Raw genomic sequence first — 21,548 nt, 5'->3', positions numbered from 1 at the left:
GTTCCTCCGCTTCTCAGGACGAGCTGTCAGTCCCATTCTGCGCGTCCGAGCCGAGCTTCTGGAACCATGCGCGGCCCTCATCGAGGGCGGTCAGCACGCGCGGGCCGTCCGCGGTGACCGCGAACGTGTGCTCGAAGTGCGCCGAGTACCGCCCGTCGGTGGTCACGACCGTCCAGCCGTCGTCCAGCTCGCGGGTCTCCTTGGTGCCGAGGTTCACCATCGGCTCGACCGCGAAGCACATGCCCGGCTCCAGGACGGGCCCGTGCCCGGCCTCGCCGTGGTTGGGGATCAGCGGGTCCATGTGCATCTCGGTGCCGATGCCGTGCCCCCCGTAGCCCTCAACGATGCCGTAGCGGCCCTGAGAGCGAATGTGAGCCTCGATCGCGTGCGACATGTCCGTCAGGCGGGCCCCGGCCCTTCCGGCCGCCAGACCGTGCCACAGGGACGTCTCGGTGACCTCCAGCAGCCGCCGCAGCTCGTCGGTGATCTCGCCGACCGGCACGGTGATCGCCGCGTCGCCGTGCCAGCCCTCGACGATCGCGCCGCAGTCGATCGAGATGACGTCGCCGTCGCGCAGCGTCTTGCCGGCGCGCGGGATGCCGTGGACGATCTCCTCGTTGACCGAGGCGCAGATCGTCCCGGTGAAGCCGTGGTAGCCCTTGAAGGACGGGACGCCGCCGTTGTCGCGGATGTGCTCCTCGGCGAGCGCGTCGAGGTCCAGGGTGGTGATCCCCGGCTTGACCGCGCCGCGCAGCAGCTCCAGCGTCCGGCCGACGAGCAGGCCCGCCGCCCGCATCAGCTCGACCTGCTCCGGGGTCTTCATCTGGATGGTGGGCCTACGCCGTCTGAACATCATTCCCCCTGCACCGGTTCGGCCGCCGCCGGGCGGGGCGCGGAACCGGTGGCTCCGCGCCCGCCCGTCACTTCTCCAGCGGGCGCAGCGCGGCCAGAGCGCGCTTCGTGACCTCTTCGACCGGGCCCGTGGCGTCGATGCCGACGAGGATGTTCTCGTCGGCGTAGAACTGCACCAGCGGCGCCGTGTCGTGCCGGTACACCTCCAGGCGGTGCATGACGACCTCTTCTTTGTCGTCGTCCCGCTGGAACAGGTGACCGCCGCAGTCGTCGCAGATGTCGTCCTGCTTGTCGTCGAAGTCGACGTGCCAGATCCGGCCGCACCGGTCGCAGGTGCGCCGGCCCGACAGCCGCCGGACGACCTCGTCCTCGTCGACGACGAGCTCCAGCACGATGTCGAGGCGCGCGTCCCACTCGGCGAGGATCTTCTTGAGCGTCTCCGCCTGCGGGACGTTGCGCGGGAACCCGTCCAGCAGGAACCCGTCGCGGGCGTCCTCCTCGCCGAGCCGGTCGCGGACCATCGCGATCGTGACCTCGTCGGGGACGAGGTCGCCGCGGTCCATGTACTGCTTGGCCTGCAGGCCGAGTTCGGTCCCGCCGCTGACGTTGGCGCGGAAGATGTCACCTGTCGAGATCTTCGGGACCGACAGATGAGATGCGATGAACTGGGCCTGCGTCCCCTTGCCCGCTCCCGGGGGGCCCACCAGCACGATACGCACTACCGGAGGAAGCCCTCGTAGTTGCGCTGCTGCAGCTGACTCTCGATCTGCTTCACGGTATCCAGTCCGACGCCGACGACGATGAGGATGCTCGCGCCACCGAAGGGGAAGTCCTGGGTCGCGTTCAGGAGTGCGAACGCCACCATCGGGATCAGGGACACGAGCCCCAGGTACAGCGCACCCGGCGCGGTGATCCGGGTCAGCACGAAGTCGAGGTATTCGGCGGTCGGCCGACCAGGACGGATACCTGGGATGAATCCACCATACTTCTTCATGTTGTCGGCCACTTCAGTGGGGTTGAACGTAATCGCCACGTAGAAGTAGGTGAAGAAGATGATCAAGACGAAGTAGAAGCCCATGTGCCAGGCGTTGTCCTGCTGCAGGTAGGGCTGGACCTTCTGCAGCCACTTGGTGTTGGGCCACAGCTGCGTCGCCAGGATCGGCAGGTAGAGCAGCGAGGACGCGAAGATGATCGGGATGATGCCGGCCTGGTTCACCTTCAGCGGGATGTAGGTCGACGTCCCGCCGTACATGCGCCGGCCCACCATCCGCTTGGCGTACTGGACGGGGATGCGCCGCTGCGCCTGCTCGACGAACACGACGCCCGCCATGATGGCGAGGCCGACCAGGATCACGATCGCGAAGACGAAGCCGTTCTTGGCCTTGTAGATGCCCCAGAACTGGCCGGGGAAGACGGCCACGACCTGGGTGAAGATCAGGACGGACATGCCGTTGCCGACGCCGCGGTCGGTCATCAGCTCGCCCAGCCACATGATGACCGTGGTGCCCGCCACCATGCAGATCACCATCGTGATGATCGGGAAGAGGCCGGTGTCGTAGAGGATGTCGCCGCTGCCGGACACGCCCTGGAACAGCTGCCCGGTGCTCGCCATCGCCACGATGCCGGTGGCCTGGAGGATCGCCAGCCCGACCGTCAGGTAGCGGGTGTACTGTGTGATCTTCGTCGTGCCGGCCTGGCCCTCTTTCTTCAGGGCCTCCAGCCGCGGAATCACGACCACCAGCAGCTGCAGGATGATGCTCGCCGTGATGTACGGCATGATGCCCAGCGCGAAGATCGACAGCTTCAGCAGCGCGCCGCCGCTGAACAGGTCGACGAGGCCGTAGAGCTGGTTGCTCTCCTTGGCCGCGTCCGCGGTGTCCTTCAGCACCTTCACGTTCACGTTCGGCGTCGGCAGGATCGAACCGATCCGGAACACCAAGATCATGAACAACGTGAACAGAAGTTTTTTACGCAGGTCAGGCGTACGGAAAGCCCGAGCGAACGCGGTCAGCACCATTCCTCCTGCGTGACTGGCGGGTTCACGGCCACCGAGGGGCCGGCTACAGCATGAGAACGGGCGGAGGATACCCGAGGAGACGCGTAAGTGCGCAATCTCACGCGAGTCGCCTTCGCCCGTAGGACTCTAACAGCAGATGACACCGGGGCCGCCCCGCCTTTCCCGGAGCCTTCACGGCCCCGGGTGCTCGGCGAGTACGGCCCCGGCATCGGACGTCGTCCTTCTTACAGCTCGTCGGTGGACCCACCGGCGGCGGCGATCTTCTCCTTCGCGGTGCCGGAGAAGGCGTGCGCCTTCACCTGGACCGCGACGGAGATCTCGCCCGTGCCGAGGACCTTGACCGGACGGCCGCCGCGCACCGCGCCCTTGGCCGCCAGGTCCTCCGCCGTGACCTCGCCGCCCTCGGGGTAGAGCGCGGCGAGCTTGTCCAGGTTCACGACCTGGAACTCGACCCGGTTCGGGTTCTTGAAGCCCTTCAGCTTCGGCACCCGGCGGATCAGCGGCATCTGGCCGCCCTCGAACCCGACGGGGACGGTGCTGCGGGCCTTCGTGCCCTTGGTGCCGCGGCCCGCGGTCTTGCCCTTGGACGCCTCGCCGCGGCCCTTGCGGGTCTTGGCCTTGTTGGCGCCGGGGGCCGGACGCAGGTCGTGGACCTTGAGCGGGGTTCCCTCGGAGGTGTCCTTACCGAGATCAGCCGCCATGTCAGTCGACCTCCTCGACGGTGACCAGGTGCGCCACCGTCCGGATCATGCCGAGCACCTCGGGGCGGTCCTCGCGGACCACGCTCTGCCCGATCTTCTTCAGGCCGAGGGTGCGCAGCGTGTCACGCTGGTTCTGCTTCTCGCTGATCACGGACTTGGTCTGCGTGATCTTCAGGTTCGTCATGACGACGCGGCCTCCGCCCTGGGCTCGCTGCCCGCCGCGCGGGCGCGCAGCATGGCCGCCGGGGCGACGTCCTCGATCGGCAGGCCGCGCTTGGCCGCGATCTCCTCCGGACGCTTCAGCGACTTCAGCCCCGCGATCGTGGCGTGCACGATGTTGATGGCGTTGTCGCTGCCCAGCGACTTGCTCAGCACGTCGTGGATGCCGGCGGCCTCCAGGACGGCGCGCACCGGGCCACCGGCGATGACGCCGGTACCGGGGCTGGCCGGACGCAGCAGGACCTCGCCCGCCGCGTCCCGCGCCTGCACCAGGTGCGGGATGGTGCCCTGGATCCGCGGCACCTTGAAGAAGTGCTTCTTGGCCTCTTCGACGCCCTTGGCGATCGCCGCGGGCACCTCCTTGGCCTTGCCGTAGCCGACGCCGACGGTGCCGTTGCCGTCACCGACGATCACCAGGGCGGTGAAGCTGAAGCGACGCCCGCCCTTGACGACCTTGGCGACACGGTTGATCGCCACGACCTTCTCGATGTACGACTGGCCCTTGTCGGCGCCACCGCGGCGGTCGTCGCGGCGGTCGCGACGGTCGCCACCCTGACCGCCACCACGCCTCTGCGCTGCCATCAGTGGTTCCTCTCGTTCACCTTGTTCAGGGCCATCAGAGCTCGAGGCCCCCCTCGCGCGCACCGTCCGCGACAGCGGCGATGCGGCCGTGGTACTTGTGCCCACCGCGGTCGAACACGACCGAGTGGACGCCGGCGTCCTGGGCCCGGCGGGCGACGAGCTCGCCGACCTTGCGGGACTTGGCCGTCTTGTCGCCGGAGTCGGCGCGCAGGTCGGCCTCCATCGTCGACGCGCTGGCCAGCGTGTGGCCCTTGTCGTCGTCGATGACCTGGACGAACACGTGCCGGCTGGAGCGGGTCACGACCAGGCGAGGCCGCGCGGCGCTGCCCACGACCTTCTTCCGGACCCGCAGGTGCCGGCGCTTGCGGGACTTGGCCCGCGCCGACGTGGCCTTCGCGGCCAGGGTCTTGGTGCCTGCCATGACTACTTACCAGCCTTTCCGACCTTGCGGCGGATCTGCTCACCTTCGTAGCGCACGCCCTTGCCCTTGTACGGGTCCGGCTTGCGCAGCTTGCGGATGCGGGCGGCGATCTCGCCGACGAGCTGCTTGTCGATGCCCTCGACGGTCAGCTGCGTCGGCTTCTCGACCGTGAACTTGATGCCGTCCGGGGCCTCGAACGGGATCGGGTGGCTGTAGCCGAGGGAGAACTCGACGTTCTGCCCCTTGGCCACCACCCGGTAGCCGACGCCCTGGATGACCAGGGTCTTCTTGTAGCCGTCGGTCACCCCGACGACCATGTTGTTGATCAGCGTCCGGGTCAGCCCGTGCAGCCCGCGCACCTTGTTCACATCGTTCGGCCGGGTGACGACGATCTTGCCGTCCTCCTGGCTGACCTCGATGGGCTCGGCGACGGTGTGCGACAGCGTGCCCTTCGGCCCCTTGACGGTGACCTCCCGGCCGTCGAGGCTCACCTCGACACCGCTGGGCACGGTGATGGGAAGACGTCCAATACGAGACATTGTTCGGTACCTCCCCTCACCAGACGTAGGCGAGGACTTCCCCGCCCACGCCGCGCTTGCCCGCCTGCCGGTCGGTCATCAGGCCGGAGGACGTCGAGATGATCGCGACGCCCAGTCCGCCCAGGACCCTCGGCAGGTTGTCCTTCTTCGCGTACACGCGCAGACCCGGCTTCGAGACGCGCTTGATGCCGGCGATCGAACGCTCCCGGGTGGGGCCGAACTTGAGCTCGATCACGAGCTCCTTGCCCACCTTGGCGTCCTGCACGTTCCAGCCCGAGATGTAGCCCTCCTGCTGGAGGATCTCGGCGATGTGCGCCTTGATCTTCGAGTACGGCATCGCCACTGAGTCGTGGTACGCCGAATTCGCGTTACGCAGACGCGTCAGCATGTCTGCGATCGGGTCGGTCATCGTCATGGCCTACAGGCCCTCCCTCGCCACGGTTTCCTCGGGTTGATGCGGCCCGTGGACCTTTGGCGCGGTCGTGGACGCCCTCTCGGGCGCCCGGTTGGTCATTACAGGCCGGCGTCCGCCCCCCGGGGCCGGGGCCCCGGGGGATGCGGTCACCAGCTGGACTTCGTGATGCCGGGCAGCTCGCCGCGGTGGGCCATCTCCCGGAAGCACACCCGGCAGAGGCCGAACTTCCGGTAGACGGAGCGCGGACGCCCGCAGCGCGAGCAACGAGTGTACGCGCGCACCTCGAACTTCGGCTTCCGCGCCGCCTTGGCGATCAGCGACTTCTTCGCCATGCTCAGCTCTCCTTGAAGGGGAAGCCCAGGAGCTTGAGCAGCGCCCGGCCCTCGTCGTCGGTCTTCGCGGTCGTCACGACCGTGATGTCCATGCCCCGCTGCCGGTCGACCTTGTCCGGGTCGACCTCGTGGAACATGACCTGCTCGGTCAGCCCGAAGGTGTAGTTGCCGTTGCCGTCGAACTGCTTCGGCGACAGGCCGCGGAAGTCGCGGATGCGGGGCAGCGCGGTGGCGAGCAGCCGGTCCAGGAACTCCCACATGCGGTCGCCGCGCAGCGTGGCGTGCGCGCCGATCGGCATGCCCTCGCGCAGCTTGAACTGCGCGATGGACTTGCGGGCCCGGTTGACCGCCGGCTTCTGGCCGGTGATCACCGACAGGTCGCGGATCGCGCCCTCGATCAGCTTGGCGTCCTTGGCCGCGTCGCCGACGCCCATGTTGACCACGATCTTGGTCAGCGTGGGGATCTGCATGACGTTGGCGTAGCCGAACTGCTCGCGCATCTGCCCCGCGATCTCCTCGCGGTAGCGGACCTTGAGCCTCGGCGTCGGCACGGGACGCTCGGTGACGGTCTCGGTCATCGGTCTCAGATCTCCTTACCGCTACGGCGCGAGATCCGAACCTTCGTGCCGTCGTCGTTGGTGCGGTAACCGACCCGTACCGGCTTGCCGTCCTCGACGATGGCGACGTTGCTGGCGTGCAGCGGCGCCTCCACCGTGACGCGGCCGCTCTCCTTGCCGGCGCGCTGCTGGTCGGCCTTGATGTTCTTGGTGATGAGGTTGACGCCCTCGACGACGACGCGCTCGGCGCGCGGGTCGACGCGCAGGACCTTGCCCGTCGCGCCCTTGTCCTTGCCGGCGAGGACGATGACCTCGTCGCCCTTGCGGATCTTCATCAGAGCACCTCCGGCGCGAGCGAGATGATGCGCATGAACTTCTTCTCGCGCAGTTCACGGCCCACCGGGCCGAAGATACGGGTGCCGCGGGGGTCGCCGCCGTCCCGGATCAGGACGGCGGCGTTCTCGTCGAAGCGGATGTAGGAGCCGTCCGGGCGCCGGCGCTCCTTGCGGGTGCGCACGACGACCGCCTTGACGACGTCACCCTTCTTCACGCCCGCGCCGGGAAGGGCGTCCTTCACCGTCGCGACGATGATGTCGCCGACTCCCGCGTAGCGCCGACCCGAGCCGCCGAGAACCCGGATGCAAAGGATCTCCTTCGCACCCGTGTTGTCGGCGACCTTGAGTCGCGACTCCTGCTGGATCACGTCAACTCCTGTTCGTCACACCGGTTCTGCACCGGATCTCGTCCGGCCAGCCTGGTGGAACCAGTCATGTACAAGTGCGGGACTCGCGCCCCGCGGGCCTACTTGGCCTTCTCGAGGATCTCCACCACGCGCCACCGCTTGGTGGCCGACAGCGGACGGGTCTCCATGAGCCGGACGCGGTCGCCCACGCCGCACTCGTTGCCCTCGTCGTGCGCCTTGTAGTTCTTCGTGCGGCGGATCACCTTGTGGTACCTGCGGTGGGTCACGCGGTCCTCGACGGACACGACCACGGTCTTGTCCATCTTGTCGCTGACCACGAGGCCCTCAAGGACCTTGCGGGTGGTCCGCTGCTCCGTCTGCTGCTCGGTCATTCGTTGCCCTCCGCGGCGTCGTCCTCGGCGACCGTGACGATGCCGAGCTCGCGCTCCCGCATCACGGTGTAGATGCGGGCGATCTCGCGCTTGACGGTGCGCAGCCGCCCGTGGCTCTCAAGCTGGCCGGTCGCGGCCTGGAAGCGGAGGTTGAACAGCTCCTCCTTGGCCTCCTTGAGCTTGGTGACCAGGACGTCCTCGGGCTCGGTCCGCAGGTCGTCGGCGGTAAGACCCTTGGCCATCAGGACTCACCCACCTCTCGCTTAACGATCTTGCACTTCATGGGAAGCTTGTGGATCGCGCGGGTGAGGGCCTCCCGAGCCACCTGCTCGTTCGGGTAGGAGATCTCGAACAGCACGCGGCCCGGCTTCACGTTGGCCACCCACCACTCCACGGAGCCCTTACCGGAGCCCATGCGGGTCTCGGCGGGCTTCTTGGTCAGCGGACGGTCCGGGAAGATGTTGATCCAGACCTTGCCGCCGCGCTTGATGTGGCGCGTCATCGCGATTCGCGCGGCCTCGATCTGCCGGTTCGTCACGTACGCGGACTCGACGGCCTGGATGCCGTACTCGCCGAACGTCACCCTCGTGCCGCCCTTGGCCATGCCACGGCGCTTCGGGTGGTGCTGCTTGCGGTGCTTGACCTTGCGAGGGATCAGCATCGGTTACTCAGCTCCCCTCACCCTGCGGAGCAGCCTCGGCCGCCGGGGCCGGCTGCTCGGAAACCTGCTGCTGCTTCTGCTCGCCGCCGCGGGCGCCGCGGTCGCCGCCGCGCTCGCCACCGGCGCCGCCGCGGCCGCCACGGCCACCGCGGCCGCCGCCGCCACGGCGCTCGCCGCGGCGCTCACGGCCGCCACCGCCGCCGGCCGCGCGCTGCTGCGCGGCCTGCTGCTCGCGCTCGGCGCGGGTCTGCGCGGCCTCGCCCTTGTAGATCCACACCTTGACGCCGATGCGGCCGAACGTCGTCCGGGCCTCGTAGAAGCCGTAGTCGATGTCGGCGCGCAGCGTGTGCAGCGGGACCTGGCCCTCGCGGTAGAACTCCGACCGCGACATCTCGGCGCCGCCGAGACGGCCGCCGCACTGCACCTTGATGCCCTTGGCGCCGGACTTCATCGCGGACTGGATCGCCTTGCGCATGGCGCGGCGGAACGCGACCCGGCTGGACAGCTGCTCGGCCACGCCCTGCGCGACGAGCTGCGCGTCGATCTCGGGGTTCTTCACCTCGAGGATGTTCAGCCGGACCTGCTTGCCGGTCAGCTTCTCCAGGTCGCCGCGCAGCCGCTCGGCCTCCGCGCCGCGGCGGCCGATGACGATGCCCGGCCGGGCGGTGTGGATGTTGACCTCGACGCGGTCACGGGTCCGCTCGATCTCCACCTTGGAGATGCCCGCACGGTCCATGCCCTTCTGCAGCATGCGCCGGATCTGGACGTCTTCCTTGACGTAGTCCTTGTAGAGCTTGTCGGCGAACCACACGGACTTGTGGTCGGTGGTGATGCCGAGCCGGAACCCGTGCGGGTTGATCTTCTGACCCACTACCGGGCCCTCCTCGTCTTCTTACCGCCGCCCGACGCGGAAACCGCGTCGTCCCGCGACTCCACGACCACCGTGATGTGGCTCGTGCGCTTGTTGATGCGGTAAGCCCGGCCCTGGGCACGGGGGCGGAAACGCTTGAGCGTCGGCCCCTCGTCCACCCACGCACGGCTCACGACGAGCGTGTCCGAGTCGAGCTTGAAGTTGTGCTCGGCGTTGGCGATGGCACTCGCCAGCACCTTGCCCACCGGCTCACTCGCAGCCTGGGGGGCGAACCGCAGCACCGCCTGAGCCTCCGCGGCAGGCAGGCCGCGGATGAGGTCCACCACGCGGCGGGCCTTCCTGGGCGTGACGCGGATGTACCGCGCCTGGGCCCTGGCTTCCATCGCTGTTCCTCTCCGTACGATTCTGCTCTGCCTGCTCAGCCTCGGCGGCTGCGGCGGTCTTCCTTGACGTGGCTGCGGAACGTGCGCGTCGGCGCGAACTCGCCGAGCTTGTGCCCCACCATGGCGTCGGTGATGAACACCGGGACGTGCTTGCGGCCGTCGTGCACGGCGATCGTGTGACCGATCATGTCCGGCACGATCATGGAGCGCCGCGACCACGTCTTGATGACGTTCTTGGTGCCCTTCTCGTTCTGGACGTCCACCTTCTTCATCAGGTGGTCGTCCACGAACGGGCCCTTCTTAAGGCTACGTGGCATGACGAGCGACTCCTACCGCTTCTTCTTGCTGCGACGACGGACGATCAGCCGGTCGCTCGACTTGTTCGCCTGGCGAGTGCGGCCTTCCTTCTTGCCGGCGGGGTTCACCGGGTGGCGGCCACCGGAGGTCTTGCCCTCACCACCGCCGTGCGGGTGGTCGATCGGGTTCATGGCGACACCGCGGACGGTCGGGCGCTTGCCCTTCCACCGCATGCGGCCGGCCTTGCCCCAGTTGATGTTCGACTGCTCGGCGTTGCCGACCTCGCCGACCGTCGCGCGGCAGCGCACGTCCACCATCCGCATCTCGCCGGAGGGCATGCGCAGCGTGGCGTACTTGCCCTCCTTGGCCAGCAGCTGGACGCCGGCGCCCGCGCTGCGGGCGATCTTGGCGCCGCCGCCGGGGCGGAGCTCGATGGCGTGCACGACCGTACCGGTCGGGATGTTGCGCAGCGGCAGGCAGTTGCCCGGCTTGATGTCCGCGCCCGGCCCGTTCTCCACCCGGTCGCCCTGCTTGAGGCCGCGGGGGGCGAGGATGTAGCGCTTCTCGCCGTCCACGTAGTGCAGCAGCGCGATCCGCGCGGTGCGGTTCGGGTCGTACTCGATGTGCGCGACCTTGGCCGGCACGCCGTCCTTGTCGTGCCGGCGGAAGTCGATCAGGCGGTAGGCGCGCTTGTGCCCGCCGCCCTGGTGCCGGGTCGTGATGCGGCCGTGGTTGTTGCGGCCGCCCTTCTTGGGGAGCGGACGCAGCAGCGACTTCTCCGGCTCGTCGCGCGTGATCTCGACGAAGTCGGCCACGCTGGAGCCGCGACGCCCCGGAGTCGTCGGCTTGTAGTTACGGATGCCCATCTTTTTCGTTCATCCCTTGTCTGCTTCGGGACCTCGGCCTGCTTAGGCCGGGCCGCCGAAGATGTCGATCCGCTCGCCCTCAGCCAGGCTGACGATGGCGCGCTTGGTGTCCTTGCGCTTGCCGTAGCCGAACCGGGTCCGCTTGCGCTTGCCCGGGCGGTTGAGCGTGTTCACGTTCGTCACCTTGACGCCGAACACCGCCTCGACGGCCTGCTTGATCTGCGTCTTGTTGGCGTCCGGGCGGACGACGAACGTGTACTTGTTCTCGTCCAGCAGCCCGTAGCTCTTCTCCGAGACGACCGGCGCGATGATGACGTCGCGGGGGTCAGCGATCTTGTTCATGTGCGACCCTCCTTACTTCTTCGCCGCGCGCGAGATGAACTCGTCGTACGCCGCCTTCGTGAAGACGACGTCATCGTTCACCAGCACGTCGTAGGTGTTGAGCTGGTCGGAGACGAGCACATGCACGCTCGGCTCGTTGCGCAGGCTCTTCCAGGTCAGCTCGTCCTCGCGGTCCAGGACCAGGAGGACGCGCTTGGCCTCGGTGACCTCGCGCAGGGCCTTCAGCGCCGTCTTCGTCTTCGGGGTGTCGCCCTCGATGAGCCCGTCCACGACGTGCACCCGGCCGTACCGGGCGCGGTCGGACAGGGCGCCGCGCAGCGCGGCGGCCTTCATCTTCTTGGGCGTCTTCTGCGCGTAGTCCCGCGGCTGCGGGCCGTGCACGGTGCCGCCGCCGGCGAACTGGGGCGCGCGGGTCGAGCCCTGGCGGGCGCGGCCGGTGCCCTTCTGCCGGTACGGCTTCTTGCCGCCGCCGCGGACGTCGCCGCGGGTCTTGGTGGCGTGCGTGCCCTGGCGCGCCGCGGCCAGCTGCGCCACCACGACCTGGTGGATCAGCGGCACGCTGGTCTTCGCGTCGAAGACCTCGGCGGGCAGGTCGATGTCGAGCTTGGAGGTCACTTGCCCGTCCCCTTCACTGCGTCGCGGACCAGCACCACGCCGCCGTTGGGACCGGGAACCGCGCCCTTGATGAGCAGCAGGTTCTTCTCCGCGTCGATGGCGTGGACGGTCAGGTTCTGCACGGTGGTACGGGCGTTGCCGTGCCGTCCCGCCATGCGGAGGCCCTTGAAGACGCGACCCGGGGTCGCGCAGCCGCCGATCGAGCCCGGCGAGCGGTGCTTGCGCTGGGTGCCGTGCGAGGCGCCGAGGCCCTTGAACCCGTGGCGCTTCATGACACCGGCGGTGCCCTTGCCCTTGCTCGTGCCGGTAACGTCGATCTTCTGGCCGGCCTCGAAGACGCTGGCGGTGATCTCCTGGCCGAGTTCGTACTCGGTGGTGTCGTCAGCCCGCAGTTCGACGAGGAAACGGCGCGGCGTGACGCCGGCCTTCTCGAAGTGACCCGTGCTCGGCTTGTTCACCTTGCGCGGGTCGATCTGCCCGTACCCGATCTGGACGGCGGCGTAGCCGTCCTTCTCCTGGGTCTTGAGCTGGGTGACGACACACGGCCCGGCCTGGACGACGGTCACCGGAACGATCCGGCCCTCATCGTCGAAGACCTGGGTCATGCCGAGCTTCTCGCCCAGGACGCCCTTCCTCTGCGTACTCATCTCTCGGTGCGTCCCTTAGAGCTTGATCTCGATGTCAACGCCGGCCGGAAGGTCGAGCCGCATCAGCGAGTCGACCGTCTTGGGCGTCGGGTCGATGATGTCGATCAACCGCTTGTGCGTGCGCATCTCGAAGTGCTCGCGGCTGTCCTTGTACTTGTGCGGCGAGCGGATGACGCAGTACACGTTCTTCTCGGTCGGCAGCGGCACCGGGCCCGCGACCTTGGCGCCCGTCCGCGTCACCGTCTCAACGATCTTCTTCGCGGAGGTGTCGATGACCTCGTGGTCGTAGGCCTTGAGCCGGATGCGGATCTTCTGTCCCGCCATGGTGGCCTCGGTGTCCTTTGCTGTAGTGCCGCTGTTTACTTCAGAGTCGTGACGCGGCGGCCCGGCTTGGGGAGTCCCAGCGGCCGGGCCGCCGCGTGACGAGAGGTGTTACTTGATGACCTTGGTGACGCGACCGGCGCCCACCGTCCGGCCACCCTCGCGGATGGCGAACTTCAGGCCCTCCTCCATGGCGACGGGCTGGATCAGCTCGACGCGCATCTCGGTGTTGTCGCCCGGCATGACCATCTCGGTGCCCTCGGGGAGGTTCACCACGCCGGTGACGTCCGTGGTCCGGAAGTAGAACTGCGGACGGTAGTTGTTGAAGAACGGCGTGTGGCGGCCGCCCTCGTCCTTGGACAGGATGTAGACCTGCGCCTCGAACTCGGTGTGCGGGGTGTTGGTGCCCGGCTTGATGACGCACTGGCCGCGCTCGACGTCCTCGCGCTTGATGCCGCGCAGGAGCAGGCCGACGTTGTCGCCCGCCTGGCCCTGGTCGAGCAGCTTGCGGAACATCTCGACACCGGTGACGGTGGTCGAGGTGGACTCGGGCTTGATGCCGATGATGTCGACGGTCTCGTTGACGTTGACGACACCGCGCTCGATGCGGCCGGTCACGACGGTGCCGCGGCCGGTGATCGAGAAGACGTCCTCGATCGGCATCAGGAACGGCTTGTCGGTGTCGCGCACCGGCTCCGGCACGTTCTCGTCGACGGCGGTCATGAGCTCGACGATGGACTCGGCCCACTTCTCGTCGCCCTGCAGCGCCTGGTAGGCGGAGACGCGGATGACCGGGACGTCGTCACCGGGGAACTCGTACTCCGACAGCAGCTCGCGGACCTCGAGCTCGACGAGCTCCAGGATCTCCTCGTCGTCCACCATGTCGCACTTGTTCAGCGCGACGACGATGTAGGGCACGCCGACCTGGCGGGCCAGGAGCACGTGCTCCTTGGTCTGCGGCATCGGGCCGTCGGTGGCGGCCACCACCAGGATGGCGCCGTCCATCTGCGCCGCACCGGTGATCATGTTCTTGATGTAGTCGGCGTGACCCGGGCAGTCGACGTGCGCGTAGTGGCGGGCCTCGGTCTGGTACTCGACGTGCGAGATCGAGATCGTGATGCCGCGCTCGCGCTCCTCCGGCGCCTTGTCGATGTCCTCGAACGGCGTGAAGGGGTTGAGGTCCGGGTACTTGTCGTGGAGCACCTTGGTGATCGCCGCGGTAAGCGTGGTCTTACCGTGGTCGATGTGTCCAATGGTGCCGATGTTCACGTGCGGCTTCGTCCGCTCGAACTTGGCCTTCGCCACTGGTTGCTCCTTGTTGCGATCCTCGGCCGTCTAGACGACCGCTTCGATGTACGTCCTGGTGATCTGTGGGCAGGCCGGGGTGCTTACTCGCCCCGCGCCTTGGCGATGATCTCCTGCGCGACGTTCGAGGGAACCTCCGCGTAGGAGTCGAACTGCATCGTGAAAACAGCCCGGCCCTGGGTCTTGCTGCGCAGATCACCCACGTAGCCGAACATCTCCGACAGAGGCACGAGCGCCTTGATGACGCGCATGCCGTGCCGCTCGTCCATGGACTGGACCTGACCGCGGCGGCTGTTGAGGTCGCCGATCACGTCGCCCATGTTCTCCTCGGGCGTGGTGACCTCGACCGCCATCATCGGCTCCAGCAGCGTGGGGGACGCCTTGCGGGCGGCCTCCTTGAACGCCATGGAACCGGCGACCTTGAACGCCATCTCCGAGGAGTCGACCTCGTGGTAGGCGCCGTCCTGCAGGGTGACCTTCACGCCCACCATCGGGTAGCCGGCGAGGACACCGAACTCGGCGGCCTCCTGGCAGCCCGCGTCGACCGACGGGATGTACTCCCGCGGGATGCGGCCGCCGGTGACCTTGTTCTCGAACTCGTAGCCGTCGGACCCGCCGCCCAGCGGCTCCAGGTCGATGATCACGCGGCCGAACTGGCCCGAGCCACCGGTCTGCTTCTTGTGGGTGTACTCGACCTTCTCGACCTTGCGGGTGATCGTCTCCCGGTAGGCGACCTGCGGCTTGCCGACGTTGGCGTCGACCTTGAACTCCCGCTTCATCCGGTCGACGAGGATCTCCAGGTGGAGCTCGCCCATGCCGGAGATGACGGTCTGCCCGGTCTCCTCCTCGGTGCGGACCTGGAAGGACGGGTCCTCCTCGGCGAGCCGCTGGATCGCGGTGCCCAGCTTCTGCTGGTCGGCCTTGGTCTTCGGCTCGATCGCGACGTGGATGACCGGCGCCGGGAAGTTCATCGACTCCAGGACGATCGGGTCCTTGTCGTCGCACAGCGTCTCGCCGGTGGTGGTCTGCTTGAGACCCATCACCGCGACGATGTCGCCGGCGCCGGCGCGCTCGATCTCGGTGCGCTTGTTGGCGTGCATCCGGTAGATCTTCCCGATGCGCTCCTTGCGCTCCTTGACGGAGTTCATGACGCTGGCACCGGACTCCATGACGCCGGAGTACACGCGCACGAAGGTGAGCTTGCCCAGGTGCGGGTCGCTCATGATCTTGAACGCGAGCGCGGAGAACGGCTCGTCCTCGCTCGGCTTGCGCACGAGCACCTTCTCCTCGTCGCGGACGGCGTGGCCCTCGATGGCCTCGACGTCGAGCGGGGAGGGCAGGTAGCGGACGATCGCGTCCAGCAGCGGCTGCACGCCCTTGTTCTTGAACGCGGTGCCGCACATCACCGGGGTGAGCTTGGCGGCGACCGTCGCGCGGCGGATGCCGTCGTGGAGCTGCTCGACCGAGGGCTCGTTGCCCTCCAGGTACAGCTCCATGATCTCGTCATCGTTCTCGGCGAGGGTCTCGACGAGCTTGTCGTGCCACTCGCGCGCCGCCTCGGCGTGCGTCTCGGGGATGTCGACCGTGTCGTACATCTCGCCGAGCTTGGCCTCCTCGTTCCACACGAGGGCCTTCATGTTGACGAGGTCGATGACGCCCTTGAAGTCGGCCTCGGCGCCGATCGGCAGCTGCAGCGCGAGCGGGGTCGCGTTGAGCCGGTTCTCGATCATGTCGAGGCAGCGGTGGAACTCCGCGCCGACCCGGTCCATCTTGTTGACGAAGCACATGCGGGGCACGTCGTACCGGTCGGCCTGGCGCCACACGGTCTCCGACTGCGGTTCCACGCCGGCGACACCGTCGAACACCGCGACCGCACCGTCGAGCACCCGCAGGTTGCGCTCCACCTCAACGGTGAAGTCGACGTGCCCGGGGGTGTCGATGATGTTGATCGTGTGATCGTCGTCGTTCACGGCCCAGTGGCAGGTGGTGGCGGCGGAGGTGATGGTGATCCCCCGCTCCTGCTCCTGCTCCATCCAGTCCATGGTGGCCGCGCCGTCGTGGGTCTCGCCGATCTTGTAGCTCATCCCCGTGTAGAACAGGATGCGCTCGGTCGTCGTGGTCTTGCCCGCGTCGATATGGGCCATGATCCCGATGTTGCGGACCTTGGCCAGGTCTACACCGGTTTTGGTAGCCACTGTCGTCCTCGCGTCGTCTCGTCGTTGCAGATCGCCGGGGTTACCAGCGGTAGTGGGCGAAGGCCTTGTTGGACTCCGCCATCTTGTGCGTGTCCTCGCGCTTCTTGACAGACGCGCCAAGACCGTTGCTCGCGTCGAGCAGCTCGTTCATCAGCCGCTCGGTCATGGTCTTCTCGCGGCGCTGCCGGGCGTAGAGCACCAGCCAGCGCAGGGCCAGGGTGGTGCTGCGGGCCGGCCGCACCTCGACGGGGACCTGGTAGGTCGCGCCACCGACGCGGCGGCTGCGGACCTCCAGGGTGGGCTTGACATTGTCGAGCGCGCGCTTCAGCGTGACGACCGGGTCGTTGCCGGTCTTCTCGCGCGCGCCCTCAAGGGCGTCGTACACGATGCTCTGCGCGATCGAGCGCTTGCCGTCCAGGAGAACCTTGTTGATGAGCGCGGTGACCAGCGGCGAGTTGTACACCGGGTCAGCGATCAGCTGGCGCTTGCCAGCAGGGCCCTTGCGCGGCATCAGCTCTTCTCCTTCTTCGCGCCGTAGTGGCTGCGCCCTTGCTTGCGGTTCCGGACGCCCTGGGTGTCGAGGGCCCCGCGGATGATCTTGTACCGAACGCCCGGGAGGTCCTTCACACGGCCGCCGCGCACGAGCACGATCGAGTGCTCCTGCAGGTTGTGACCGACGCCGGGGATGTAGGCAGTGACCTCGATCCCGCTCGTCAGGCGGACACGGGCGACCTTGCGAAGCGCGGAGTTCGGCTTCTTGGGCGTCGTCGTGTAGACGCGCGTGCAGACGCCCCGGCGCTGGGGGCTGCCCTTGAGCGCGGGCGTCTTGTTCTTGGTCACCTTGTCCTGGCGGCCCTTTCGGACCAGCTGCTGGATCGTGGGCACCGCGTCTCCGTCTTCCTCGTACCGAGCCGGTAAGTCTTATTGCTGCAATCACCACCTCAGGCGAGGCTGTGACCTGCCGGTTTCCCGACCTCTCCGACCCACGCGGTCGGGCGTGTCGCCGCCTCACGGAAATACACCCGCGCGAAACCGACACAGACCGCCCGGCCCCTGAAAGGGCCGAATCAAGCCGGGGAGTAGATGCGGCGCTGGGGCTGGCCGACCGGCCTCGCCGACGCGCACGCACAGTGGCCCGCAGAGCGGGCGCAAGTGAAGAGGTTACCTATCCACAGACCAAAGTGCAAAGCGAGCGCGCACTATCGCGCGCGCCCCTGCGACGCAAGCCGTGGGACGGGTAGGGAGCCTTCTCCCTGAGACGGTAAACGACGAAATACCGACGGATGTTCCCCCACCCGGAGGCGTCCGTCCGGGGTGGGCGTCTGTCGGCATTGTGTCCCACGTTCCCGCCGCGGGGAAGACATGGGCCAACTTTTACGCCTCGGCCGCCGGCCTGCGGCGGCGCGGCCTGCGGTGAGGACCGGCGCATGGGGGACGGCCGTCAGCGGCAGCGAGACGGCCCCCGTCCGGGCCTCTCAGTGGAAGGTGCTGTCCACCGGGAGTCTCGGACGGAGGCCGTCCCCTACCGCTCTGTGACGCGCGTCATGCCCGCGCCGGTGCCGCCGCTAGATGACGAAGGCGACCACCAGGACGACGAGGATCACCACGACGGCGACGCCGCCGACGATGAGCCAGAGCATGTTCTTGCCGCCCTTGCCCTCCTCGGCGCCGGCGCCGTAGCCGCCGGGCTGCTGGCCGTACTGGCCCGGCTGCCCGAACTGGCCCTGCTGGCCGTACCCCTGCTGCTCGGGCTGGCCGAAGCCCTGCTGGCCGTACTGCTGCTGCTCGCCGGGCTGGCCGAACTGCTGGCCCTGCTGCCCGTAGCCCTGCTGCTGGTACGGCTGGCCGTACTGCTCGGGCTGCCCGAACCCGCGCTGCTGCTCGCCCGGCTGCTGCTGGCCGTAGCCCTGCTGCTGTTCGGGCTGGCCGTACTGCTGCTGCTGCCCGAACTGCTGCTGCGGCTGCTGCTGGCCCCACTGCTGCTGGCCGATGTCGAGCCGGGTGGCGTCGCCGAGACCGCCCGCCTCGGGGGCGGCGGCGTGCCGGCCCTGCGACGGGGCGGACGGGTCGAACGCCTCGGTGGGGCGCGCGTCCTCGACGCCGCTCTCACCGGGCGGCCGGTACAGGTCGTCCACCGAGGGCGAGGGGCCGGACGTCGTCGAGCCGGCGCCGAAGCCGGACTCGGGCGGCGGCACCATCATCGTCCGCTCGTGGTCGGCCTGCTCGCGGCCCTGGCCCGGCTGCGGCGCCTCCGGCGACCAGGGCTCCGGCGTCGACGGCGGCGCGGGCGCCTGCCACGGCTCGGCCGGCGGCTCCTGCCGCCGCTCGGGGCCGGTCGCGACCGGAACGTCGGTGCCGGGCGACCAGTGCAGCGTCGCCTGGTCGTCGATCGCGGGCCGCTGCGGCTGCTCGGGCTCGGGCGCGCCGGTGCCGGGACCGGGGACGATCACCGTGCGGTCGCCGATGCCCTCCTGCGGCTGCTCGGGCTGCGGGAGCGACTGCTCGGCGGGCGCGGGCGGGGCGGCGGGCGGCTCGGGCGGCGCGAACTGGCCGGGCTGGCCGTACTGCTGCTGCCCGTACGGCTGCTGCGGGTACCCGGACTGCTGCTGCGGAGGCTGCTGCCCGTAGCCGGGCTGCGGCTGGCCGTACTGCTGCTGCTCGCCCGGCGGGACGTACTGCTGCGGGTCCTGCGGGGGCGTGAAGCCGCCGGGGCCACCCGGGCCGCCGGGCGAGCCGTAGGCGGGCGGCTGCCCGTACTGCGGCTGCTCCTGCGGGGCGCCGTAGGGCTGCGGGGGCGGCGGCGGAGGCTGCTCGCCGAACTGCGGCATCGGCTGCTCCACCATGGTGGGCGGCGGCGGAGGCGGCGCGGGCCGCTCCTCCTCGCGCGGCTCGGGCGGCGGCGCGGGCGCGCCGGGCTGGCCGGGCTGGCCGCCGAGCTGCGGGGCGCCGAACACCACGGTGCGGTCCCCGAGCGGGCGGGCGGGCGGCTCCTGCCGCTCCTGCGCCTGCTGCCCCTCGTCCTCCGGCAACGGCCTCTGCGGTCCCTGCGTGCCGTCGTTCTCGGTCATCGTCGGGCTCCTTCAGCGCCGTCGGTCCGGGGCTCCTCAGCTCCCGGGGGCCCGGAGGCGGGCGGCGCTTGTCGCCGCCTCCGAACCTTCACCCATGTCACCACGTGGCGGTCTTGCCATGCGTGGGCGTTCTCGTCCACAGCCTGCCCCGATCGCCCGCAGGATCGCAAATCACCACCCCTGATAGACGCCGACCGCCCCCGGGCAGTTCCCGGCCCGGGGGCGGGTTCGTCCCGCCTCGTCAGGAGTGCCCGGAGACCGCGTGCGGACGGTACGGGGCCTCCAGTCGCGCCACTTCCTTCTCGTCCAGTTCGAGGCGCTCCGCGGCGATCGCGTCGTCCATGTGAGTGAGTTTCGTCGCTCCCACGATCGGCGCGGTCACCCCGGGCCGTCCGAGCAGCCACGCGAGCGCCACCCGCGCGGCCGGGACGCCCCGCTCCCCCGCGACCTCGCGGACGGCGTCGACGACGTCGAAGTCGTCGTCGGTGTAGAGGCCGTCGCCGAAGGCATCGTTCCGGGACCGGACGGTCTTGCGCTCGCCGCCCCGCTCCCGGTTCCCGGCGAGCATGCCGCGCGCCAGCGGGCTCCACGGGATGAGCCCCACCCCCTGGTCGACGCAGAGCGGGTTCATCTCCCGCTCCTCCTCTCTATAGAGGAGGTTGTAGTGGTTCGCTTCATGCACGAACACTTACGGAGGTAGGAATGCCCTCGTCCGGCTCGCTGATCCCGGTCGTCTCCTACGCACGCATCTCTGCCGACATCCGGCGGGACTCCCACGGCGTCAAGGACCAGCACAAGGCCAACCGGGAGACTGCGGCCCGCTACGGCTGGACGGTGGTCCACGAGTTCACGGACAACGACAAGTCGGCGGCCAAGTTCGAGGTCGTCCGCGACGACTTCGAAGCGATGTTGACCGCGCTGCGGGCGAGCCGTCTCCCGGACGGCACCCATATAGAAGGTGTGGTGATCCTTGCCGAGGATCGTCTAGCGCGGCGGCCCGGCGACTACGAACGGTTCGTTGAGGCGTTCACCTACCAGGACAACCGGGTGTTCGCTGACCAGCGAGGGCCCAAAGACCTCTACAGCGAAGACGTAGAGAGCATGGGTCTGTTCGGGGCGGTCATCTCCAAGATGGAGGTGCGCAAGATGCAGCGTCGTATGCGGCGGTCGCATCGGGCTCGTGCGGAGGAGGGGCGGCCGGTCGGCGGGCCTCGCCCCTTCGGCTGGAAGGACGACCGGCTGACCCTCGAACCGCGTGAGGCCGAGCTACTGGCCCAAGCGGTCAAGGACTTCCTGAGCGGACGGTCCGTCCACTCGATCGTCCGGGACTGGCAAGACAGGGGTGTGAAGACGGCGCGCGGCAACGAGTGGAGCGTCCGGTCTCTCAAGGTCGCGATGTGCAGTCCCCGCGTCTGCGGGTGGCGTGAGATCCACGGCGAGTTGGTTCGCGGGGCGGACGGCACGCCCGTTCAAGGGCAGTGGGAACCGATCGTCACCCCTGAACAGTGGTCGGCCGTCCGGGCGGTCTTCGAGAGCCGCAAGGGGCACTTCGTAGGACGTGACATGAAGATCGGGCGTGCGCACCCCGCCGACTACCGGGACCACACCTATCTACTGTCAGGCATCCTGCGCTGCGGACGGCGACTCCCGGACGGGAAGCTCTGCAACACGCCTCTTCGCGCCAACCCTCAGAAGGATGGGCGGCACACCTACACCTGCCTCAGCCGCTCCGAAGGCGGGTGCGGCGGTGTCTCCCGGCGCGGTGACCTGGTGGACATGTTCATCTCTGAGGCGGTCTTGGCCAAGCTCGAAGAGGCGTCGTTCTCCTCCGGCCCTCAAGATCAGGAGTGGCCTCGGGAGGCTGAGCTCAAGGACGTCGAAGCCCAGTTGGACGCGCTGACCCGCCAGTGGAACGCGCGACAGGTCACCAATGACCTGTTCTTCAAGCTGGTGCCTGGGCTGGAACAGCAGATCAACCAGCTTCGCGCCGAGAAGAACAAGCATGAAGCGGCGATCGCAGCGAAGGCAGCGCGGGACGACACGAACGCCTCCGAGGTGCGGCGCCGTTGGTACCTCTCCGAGGAGGAGGGCGGCTTTCCGATCTCGGTGAAGCGGACCTACATCCGCTCGGCCCTGCACGCGGTGATCATGTACCCGGCGGGCAAGGGCAACAAGAAGTTCGACCCTGACCTACTCGACCCGGTCTGGCGCAACGACTGACAGCCGGTCAACGTCCGCAAGCGAGCCCCGCCCATCATCGGTGCGGGG

Annotated in this window: 31 protein-coding genes; 1 reads left to right on the top strand and 30 read right to left on the bottom strand. The window is 68.6% G+C overall.

What is annotated here, in order from left to right:
• Positions 1-13: 13 nt before the first annotated feature.
• The 30 genes from map to AB0K34_RS06420 all read right to left on the bottom strand — a co-directional run bounded on the left by map (position 14) and on the right by AB0K34_RS06420 (position 19,968).
• Positions 14-853 carry a type I methionyl aminopeptidase gene (gene map, locus AB0K34_RS06565; RefSeq protein ID WP_364546120.1) on the bottom strand — a complete coding sequence of 280 codons (840 nt, stop codon included), beginning with the start codon at positions 851-853 and terminating at the stop codon, positions 14-16.
• Positions 854-920: 67 nt separating this feature from the next.
• A complete protein-coding gene (locus AB0K34_RS06560; protein ID WP_364546118.1) occupies positions 921-1,571 on the bottom strand; it encodes an adenylate kinase in 651 nt (216 codons plus the stop codon).
• On the bottom strand, positions 1,571-2,866 hold the full coding sequence (secY, locus tag AB0K34_RS06555; RefSeq protein WP_138636314.1) for a preprotein translocase subunit SecY: 1,296 nt from the start codon (positions 2,864-2,866) through the stop codon (positions 1,571-1,573). The genes AB0K34_RS06560 and secY overlap by 1 nt, the downstream gene beginning before the upstream one ends.
• A 227-nt stretch (positions 2,867-3,093) precedes the next feature.
• Positions 3,094-3,570 carry a 50S ribosomal protein L15 gene (rplO, locus tag AB0K34_RS06550; RefSeq protein WP_138636299.1) on the bottom strand — a complete coding sequence of 159 codons (477 nt, stop codon included), beginning with the start codon at positions 3,568-3,570 and terminating at the stop codon, positions 3,094-3,096.
• Between the two features lies 1 nt (position 3,571).
• Complete coding sequence (gene rpmD, locus AB0K34_RS06545) at positions 3,572-3,754, bottom strand: 50S ribosomal protein L30 (protein WP_089324452.1); 183 nt, start codon at positions 3,752-3,754, stop codon at positions 3,572-3,574.
• Entirely contained in the window at positions 3,751-4,374 is a 624-nt protein-coding gene (rpsE, locus tag AB0K34_RS06540) for a 30S ribosomal protein S5 (protein WP_089324453.1), read from the bottom strand. The genes rpmD and rpsE overlap by 4 nt, the downstream gene beginning before the upstream one ends.
• Before the next feature lie 31 nt (positions 4,375-4,405).
• On the bottom strand, positions 4,406-4,792 hold the full coding sequence (gene rplR, locus AB0K34_RS06535; RefSeq protein WP_138636300.1) for a 50S ribosomal protein L18: 387 nt from the start codon (positions 4,790-4,792) through the stop codon (positions 4,406-4,408).
• Positions 4,793-4,794: 2 nt separating this feature from the next.
• Positions 4,795-5,331 carry a 50S ribosomal protein L6 gene (gene rplF / locus AB0K34_RS06530; protein WP_138636301.1) on the bottom strand — a complete coding sequence of 179 codons (537 nt, stop codon included), beginning with the start codon at positions 5,329-5,331 and terminating at the stop codon, positions 4,795-4,797.
• A 16-nt stretch (positions 5,332-5,347) separates the two neighbouring features.
• Positions 5,348-5,746, bottom strand: coding sequence for a 30S ribosomal protein S8 (gene rpsH, locus AB0K34_RS06525; RefSeq protein ID WP_138636302.1), 399 nt, complete (start codon positions 5,744-5,746; stop codon positions 5,348-5,350).
• A gap of 146 nt (positions 5,747-5,892) precedes the next feature.
• Complete coding sequence (locus AB0K34_RS06520; RefSeq protein ID WP_138636303.1) at positions 5,893-6,078, bottom strand: type Z 30S ribosomal protein S14; 186 nt, start codon at positions 6,076-6,078, stop codon at positions 5,893-5,895.
• Between the two features lie 2 nt (positions 6,079-6,080).
• Entirely contained in the window at positions 6,081-6,656 is a 576-nt protein-coding gene (gene rplE, locus AB0K34_RS06515) for a 50S ribosomal protein L5 (protein WP_138636304.1), read from the bottom strand.
• 5 nt (positions 6,657-6,661) lie between these two features.
• Entirely contained in the window at positions 6,662-6,970 is a 309-nt protein-coding gene (gene rplX / locus AB0K34_RS06510) for a 50S ribosomal protein L24 (protein ID WP_138636305.1), read from the bottom strand.
• Entirely contained in the window at positions 6,970-7,338 is a 369-nt protein-coding gene (gene rplN, locus AB0K34_RS06505) for a 50S ribosomal protein L14 (RefSeq protein WP_067629407.1), read from the bottom strand. The genes rplX and rplN overlap by 1 nt, the downstream gene beginning before the upstream one ends.
• A gap of 98 nt (positions 7,339-7,436) precedes the next feature.
• Positions 7,437-7,709, bottom strand: a complete 273-nt coding sequence (gene rpsQ, locus AB0K34_RS06500; protein WP_138636306.1) for a 30S ribosomal protein S17 — start codon at positions 7,707-7,709, stop codon at positions 7,437-7,439.
• Entirely contained in the window at positions 7,706-7,951 is a 246-nt protein-coding gene (gene rpmC / locus AB0K34_RS06495) for a 50S ribosomal protein L29 (RefSeq protein WP_089324460.1), read from the bottom strand. The genes rpsQ and rpmC overlap by 4 nt, the downstream gene beginning before the upstream one ends.
• A complete protein-coding gene (gene rplP, locus AB0K34_RS06490) occupies positions 7,951-8,370 on the bottom strand; it encodes a 50S ribosomal protein L16 (RefSeq protein ID WP_089314943.1) in 420 nt (139 codons plus the stop codon). Before rplP ends, rpmC begins: the two co-directional genes overlap by 1 nt.
• Positions 8,371-8,377: 7 nt before the next feature.
• Positions 8,378-9,241 (bottom strand): 30S ribosomal protein S3, encoded by an 864-nt coding sequence (rpsC, locus tag AB0K34_RS06485; RefSeq protein WP_138636307.1) that lies wholly within the window; start codon positions 9,239-9,241, stop codon positions 8,378-8,380.
• Entirely contained in the window at positions 9,241-9,624 is a 384-nt protein-coding gene (gene rplV, locus AB0K34_RS06480) for a 50S ribosomal protein L22 (RefSeq protein WP_138636308.1), read from the bottom strand. The genes rpsC and rplV overlap by 1 nt, the downstream gene beginning before the upstream one ends.
• 35 nt (positions 9,625-9,659) lie before the next feature.
• Positions 9,660-9,941, bottom strand: coding sequence for a 30S ribosomal protein S19 (gene rpsS / locus AB0K34_RS06475; RefSeq protein WP_067807019.1), 282 nt, complete (start codon positions 9,939-9,941; stop codon positions 9,660-9,662).
• A gap of 12 nt (positions 9,942-9,953) precedes the next feature.
• Entirely contained in the window at positions 9,954-10,787 is an 834-nt protein-coding gene (rplB, locus tag AB0K34_RS06470) for a 50S ribosomal protein L2 (RefSeq protein WP_089324463.1), read from the bottom strand.
• Positions 10,788-10,829: 42 nt separating this feature from the next.
• Positions 10,830-11,129: a 50S ribosomal protein L23 gene (gene rplW, locus AB0K34_RS06465; RefSeq protein ID WP_089324464.1), complete on the bottom strand. Its 300-nt coding sequence runs from the start codon at positions 11,127-11,129 to the stop codon at positions 10,830-10,832.
• A 12-nt stretch (positions 11,130-11,141) separates the two neighbouring features.
• Complete coding sequence (rplD, locus tag AB0K34_RS06460; RefSeq protein ID WP_138636309.1) at positions 11,142-11,744, bottom strand: 50S ribosomal protein L4; 603 nt, start codon at positions 11,742-11,744, stop codon at positions 11,142-11,144.
• On the bottom strand, positions 11,741-12,391 hold the full coding sequence (rplC, locus tag AB0K34_RS06455; protein WP_138636310.1) for a 50S ribosomal protein L3: 651 nt from the start codon (positions 12,389-12,391) through the stop codon (positions 11,741-11,743). The genes rplD and rplC overlap by 4 nt, the downstream gene beginning before the upstream one ends.
• Positions 12,392-12,406: 15 nt before the next feature.
• Entirely contained in the window at positions 12,407-12,715 is a 309-nt protein-coding gene (gene rpsJ / locus AB0K34_RS06450; protein WP_018657599.1) for a 30S ribosomal protein S10, read from the bottom strand.
• A 108-nt stretch (positions 12,716-12,823) separates the two neighbouring features.
• A complete protein-coding gene (gene tuf / locus AB0K34_RS06445; RefSeq protein WP_301173918.1) occupies positions 12,824-14,017 on the bottom strand; it encodes an elongation factor Tu in 1,194 nt (397 codons plus the stop codon).
• Between the two features lie 83 nt (positions 14,018-14,100).
• Positions 14,101-16,212: an elongation factor G gene (fusA, locus tag AB0K34_RS06440; protein ID WP_138636312.1), complete on the bottom strand. Its 2,112-nt coding sequence runs from the start codon at positions 16,210-16,212 to the stop codon at positions 14,101-14,103.
• A gap of 40 nt (positions 16,213-16,252) precedes the next feature.
• On the bottom strand, positions 16,253-16,723 hold the full coding sequence (gene rpsG, locus AB0K34_RS06435; RefSeq protein WP_067806994.1) for a 30S ribosomal protein S7: 471 nt from the start codon (positions 16,721-16,723) through the stop codon (positions 16,253-16,255).
• A complete protein-coding gene (rpsL, locus tag AB0K34_RS06430; protein ID WP_089324469.1) occupies positions 16,723-17,097 on the bottom strand; it encodes a 30S ribosomal protein S12 in 375 nt (124 codons plus the stop codon). The genes rpsG and rpsL overlap by 1 nt, the downstream gene beginning before the upstream one ends.
• A 680-nt stretch (positions 17,098-17,777) precedes the next feature.
• Entirely contained in the window at positions 17,778-19,280 is a 1,503-nt protein-coding gene (locus AB0K34_RS06425) for a hypothetical protein (RefSeq protein ID WP_364546105.1), read from the bottom strand.
• A 241-nt stretch (positions 19,281-19,521) separates the two neighbouring features.
• On the bottom strand, positions 19,522-19,968 hold the full coding sequence (locus AB0K34_RS06420; RefSeq protein ID WP_356948711.1) for an aldo/keto reductase: 447 nt from the start codon (positions 19,966-19,968) through the stop codon (positions 19,522-19,524).
• A gap of 14 nt (positions 19,969-19,982) precedes the next feature.
• Between AB0K34_RS06420 and AB0K34_RS06415 the strand changes: the two genes are divergently transcribed.
• Positions 19,983-21,500: a recombinase family protein gene (locus tag AB0K34_RS06415; protein ID WP_301173920.1), complete on the top strand. Its 1,518-nt coding sequence runs from the start codon at positions 19,983-19,985 to the stop codon at positions 21,498-21,500.
• Positions 21,501-21,548: the final 48 nt, after the last annotated feature.

Source organism: Actinomadura sp. NPDC049382, assembly GCF_040677125.1.
In the GTDB taxonomy this organism is placed as follows: Bacteria; Actinomycetota; Actinomycetes; order Streptosporangiales; family Streptosporangiaceae; genus Spirillospora; species Spirillospora geliboluensis.
The sequence above is the reverse complement of the archived record's forward strand: the minus strand, read 5'-3'. Positions and strand labels throughout refer to the sequence as shown.

Bases quoted from the DNA above. Each gene is read 5' to 3' on its own strand.
- map (WP_364546120.1), bottom strand. From the start codon at position 853: ATGTTCAGACGGCGTAGGCCCACCATCCAGATGAAGACCCCGGAGCAG.
- rplO (WP_138636299.1), bottom strand. From the start codon at position 3,570: ATGGCGGCTGATCTCGGTAAGGACACCTCCGAGGGAACCCCGCTCAAG.
- rpmD (WP_089324452.1), bottom strand. From the start codon at position 3,754: ATGACGAACCTGAAGATCACGCAGACCAAGTCCGTGATCAGCGAGAAG.
- rplR (WP_138636300.1), bottom strand. From the start codon at position 4,792: ATGGCAGGCACCAAGACCCTGGCCGCGAAGGCCACGTCGGCGCGGGCC.
- rplF (WP_138636301.1), bottom strand. From the start codon at position 5,331: ATGTCTCGTATTGGACGTCTTCCCATCACCGTGCCCAGCGGTGTCGAG.
- rpsH (WP_138636302.1), bottom strand. From the start codon at position 5,746: ATGACGATGACCGACCCGATCGCAGACATGCTGACGCGTCTGCGTAAC.
- AB0K34_RS06520 (WP_138636303.1), bottom strand. From the start codon at position 6,078: ATGGCGAAGAAGTCGCTGATCGCCAAGGCGGCGCGGAAGCCGAAGTTC.
- rplE (WP_138636304.1), bottom strand. From the start codon at position 6,656: ATGACCGAGACCGTCACCGAGCGTCCCGTGCCGACGCCGAGGCTCAAG.
- rplX (WP_138636305.1), bottom strand. From the start codon at position 6,970: ATGAAGATCCGCAAGGGCGACGAGGTCATCGTCCTCGCCGGCAAGGAC.
- rpsQ (WP_138636306.1), bottom strand. From the start codon at position 7,709: ATGACCGAGCAGCAGACGGAGCAGCGGACCACCCGCAAGGTCCTTGAG.
- rpmC (WP_089324460.1), bottom strand. From the start codon at position 7,951: ATGGCCAAGGGTCTTACCGCCGACGACCTGCGGACCGAGCCCGAGGAC.
- rplP (WP_089314943.1), bottom strand. From the start codon at position 8,370: ATGCTGATCCCTCGCAAGGTCAAGCACCGCAAGCAGCACCACCCGAAG.
- rplV (WP_138636308.1), bottom strand. From the start codon at position 9,624: ATGGAAGCCAGGGCCCAGGCGCGGTACATCCGCGTCACGCCCAGGAAG.
- rpsS (WP_067807019.1), bottom strand. From the start codon at position 9,941: ATGCCACGTAGCCTTAAGAAGGGCCCGTTCGTGGACGACCACCTGATG.
- rplB (WP_089324463.1), bottom strand. From the start codon at position 10,787: ATGGGCATCCGTAACTACAAGCCGACGACTCCGGGGCGTCGCGGCTCC.
- rplW (WP_089324464.1), bottom strand. From the start codon at position 11,129: ATGAACAAGATCGCTGACCCCCGCGACGTCATCATCGCGCCGGTCGTC.
- rplC (WP_138636310.1), bottom strand. From the start codon at position 12,391: ATGAGTACGCAGAGGAAGGGCGTCCTGGGCGAGAAGCTCGGCATGACC.
- rpsJ (WP_018657599.1), bottom strand. From the start codon at position 12,715: ATGGCGGGACAGAAGATCCGCATCCGGCTCAAGGCCTACGACCACGAG.
- rpsG (WP_067806994.1), bottom strand. From the start codon at position 16,723: ATGCCGCGCAAGGGCCCTGCTGGCAAGCGCCAGCTGATCGCTGACCCG.
- AB0K34_RS06425 (WP_364546105.1), bottom strand. From the start codon at position 19,280: ATGACCGAGAACGACGGCACGCAGGGACCGCAGAGGCCGTTGCCGGAG.
- AB0K34_RS06415 (WP_301173920.1), top strand. From the start codon at position 19,983: ATGCCCTCGTCCGGCTCGCTGATCCCGGTCGTCTCCTACGCACGCATC.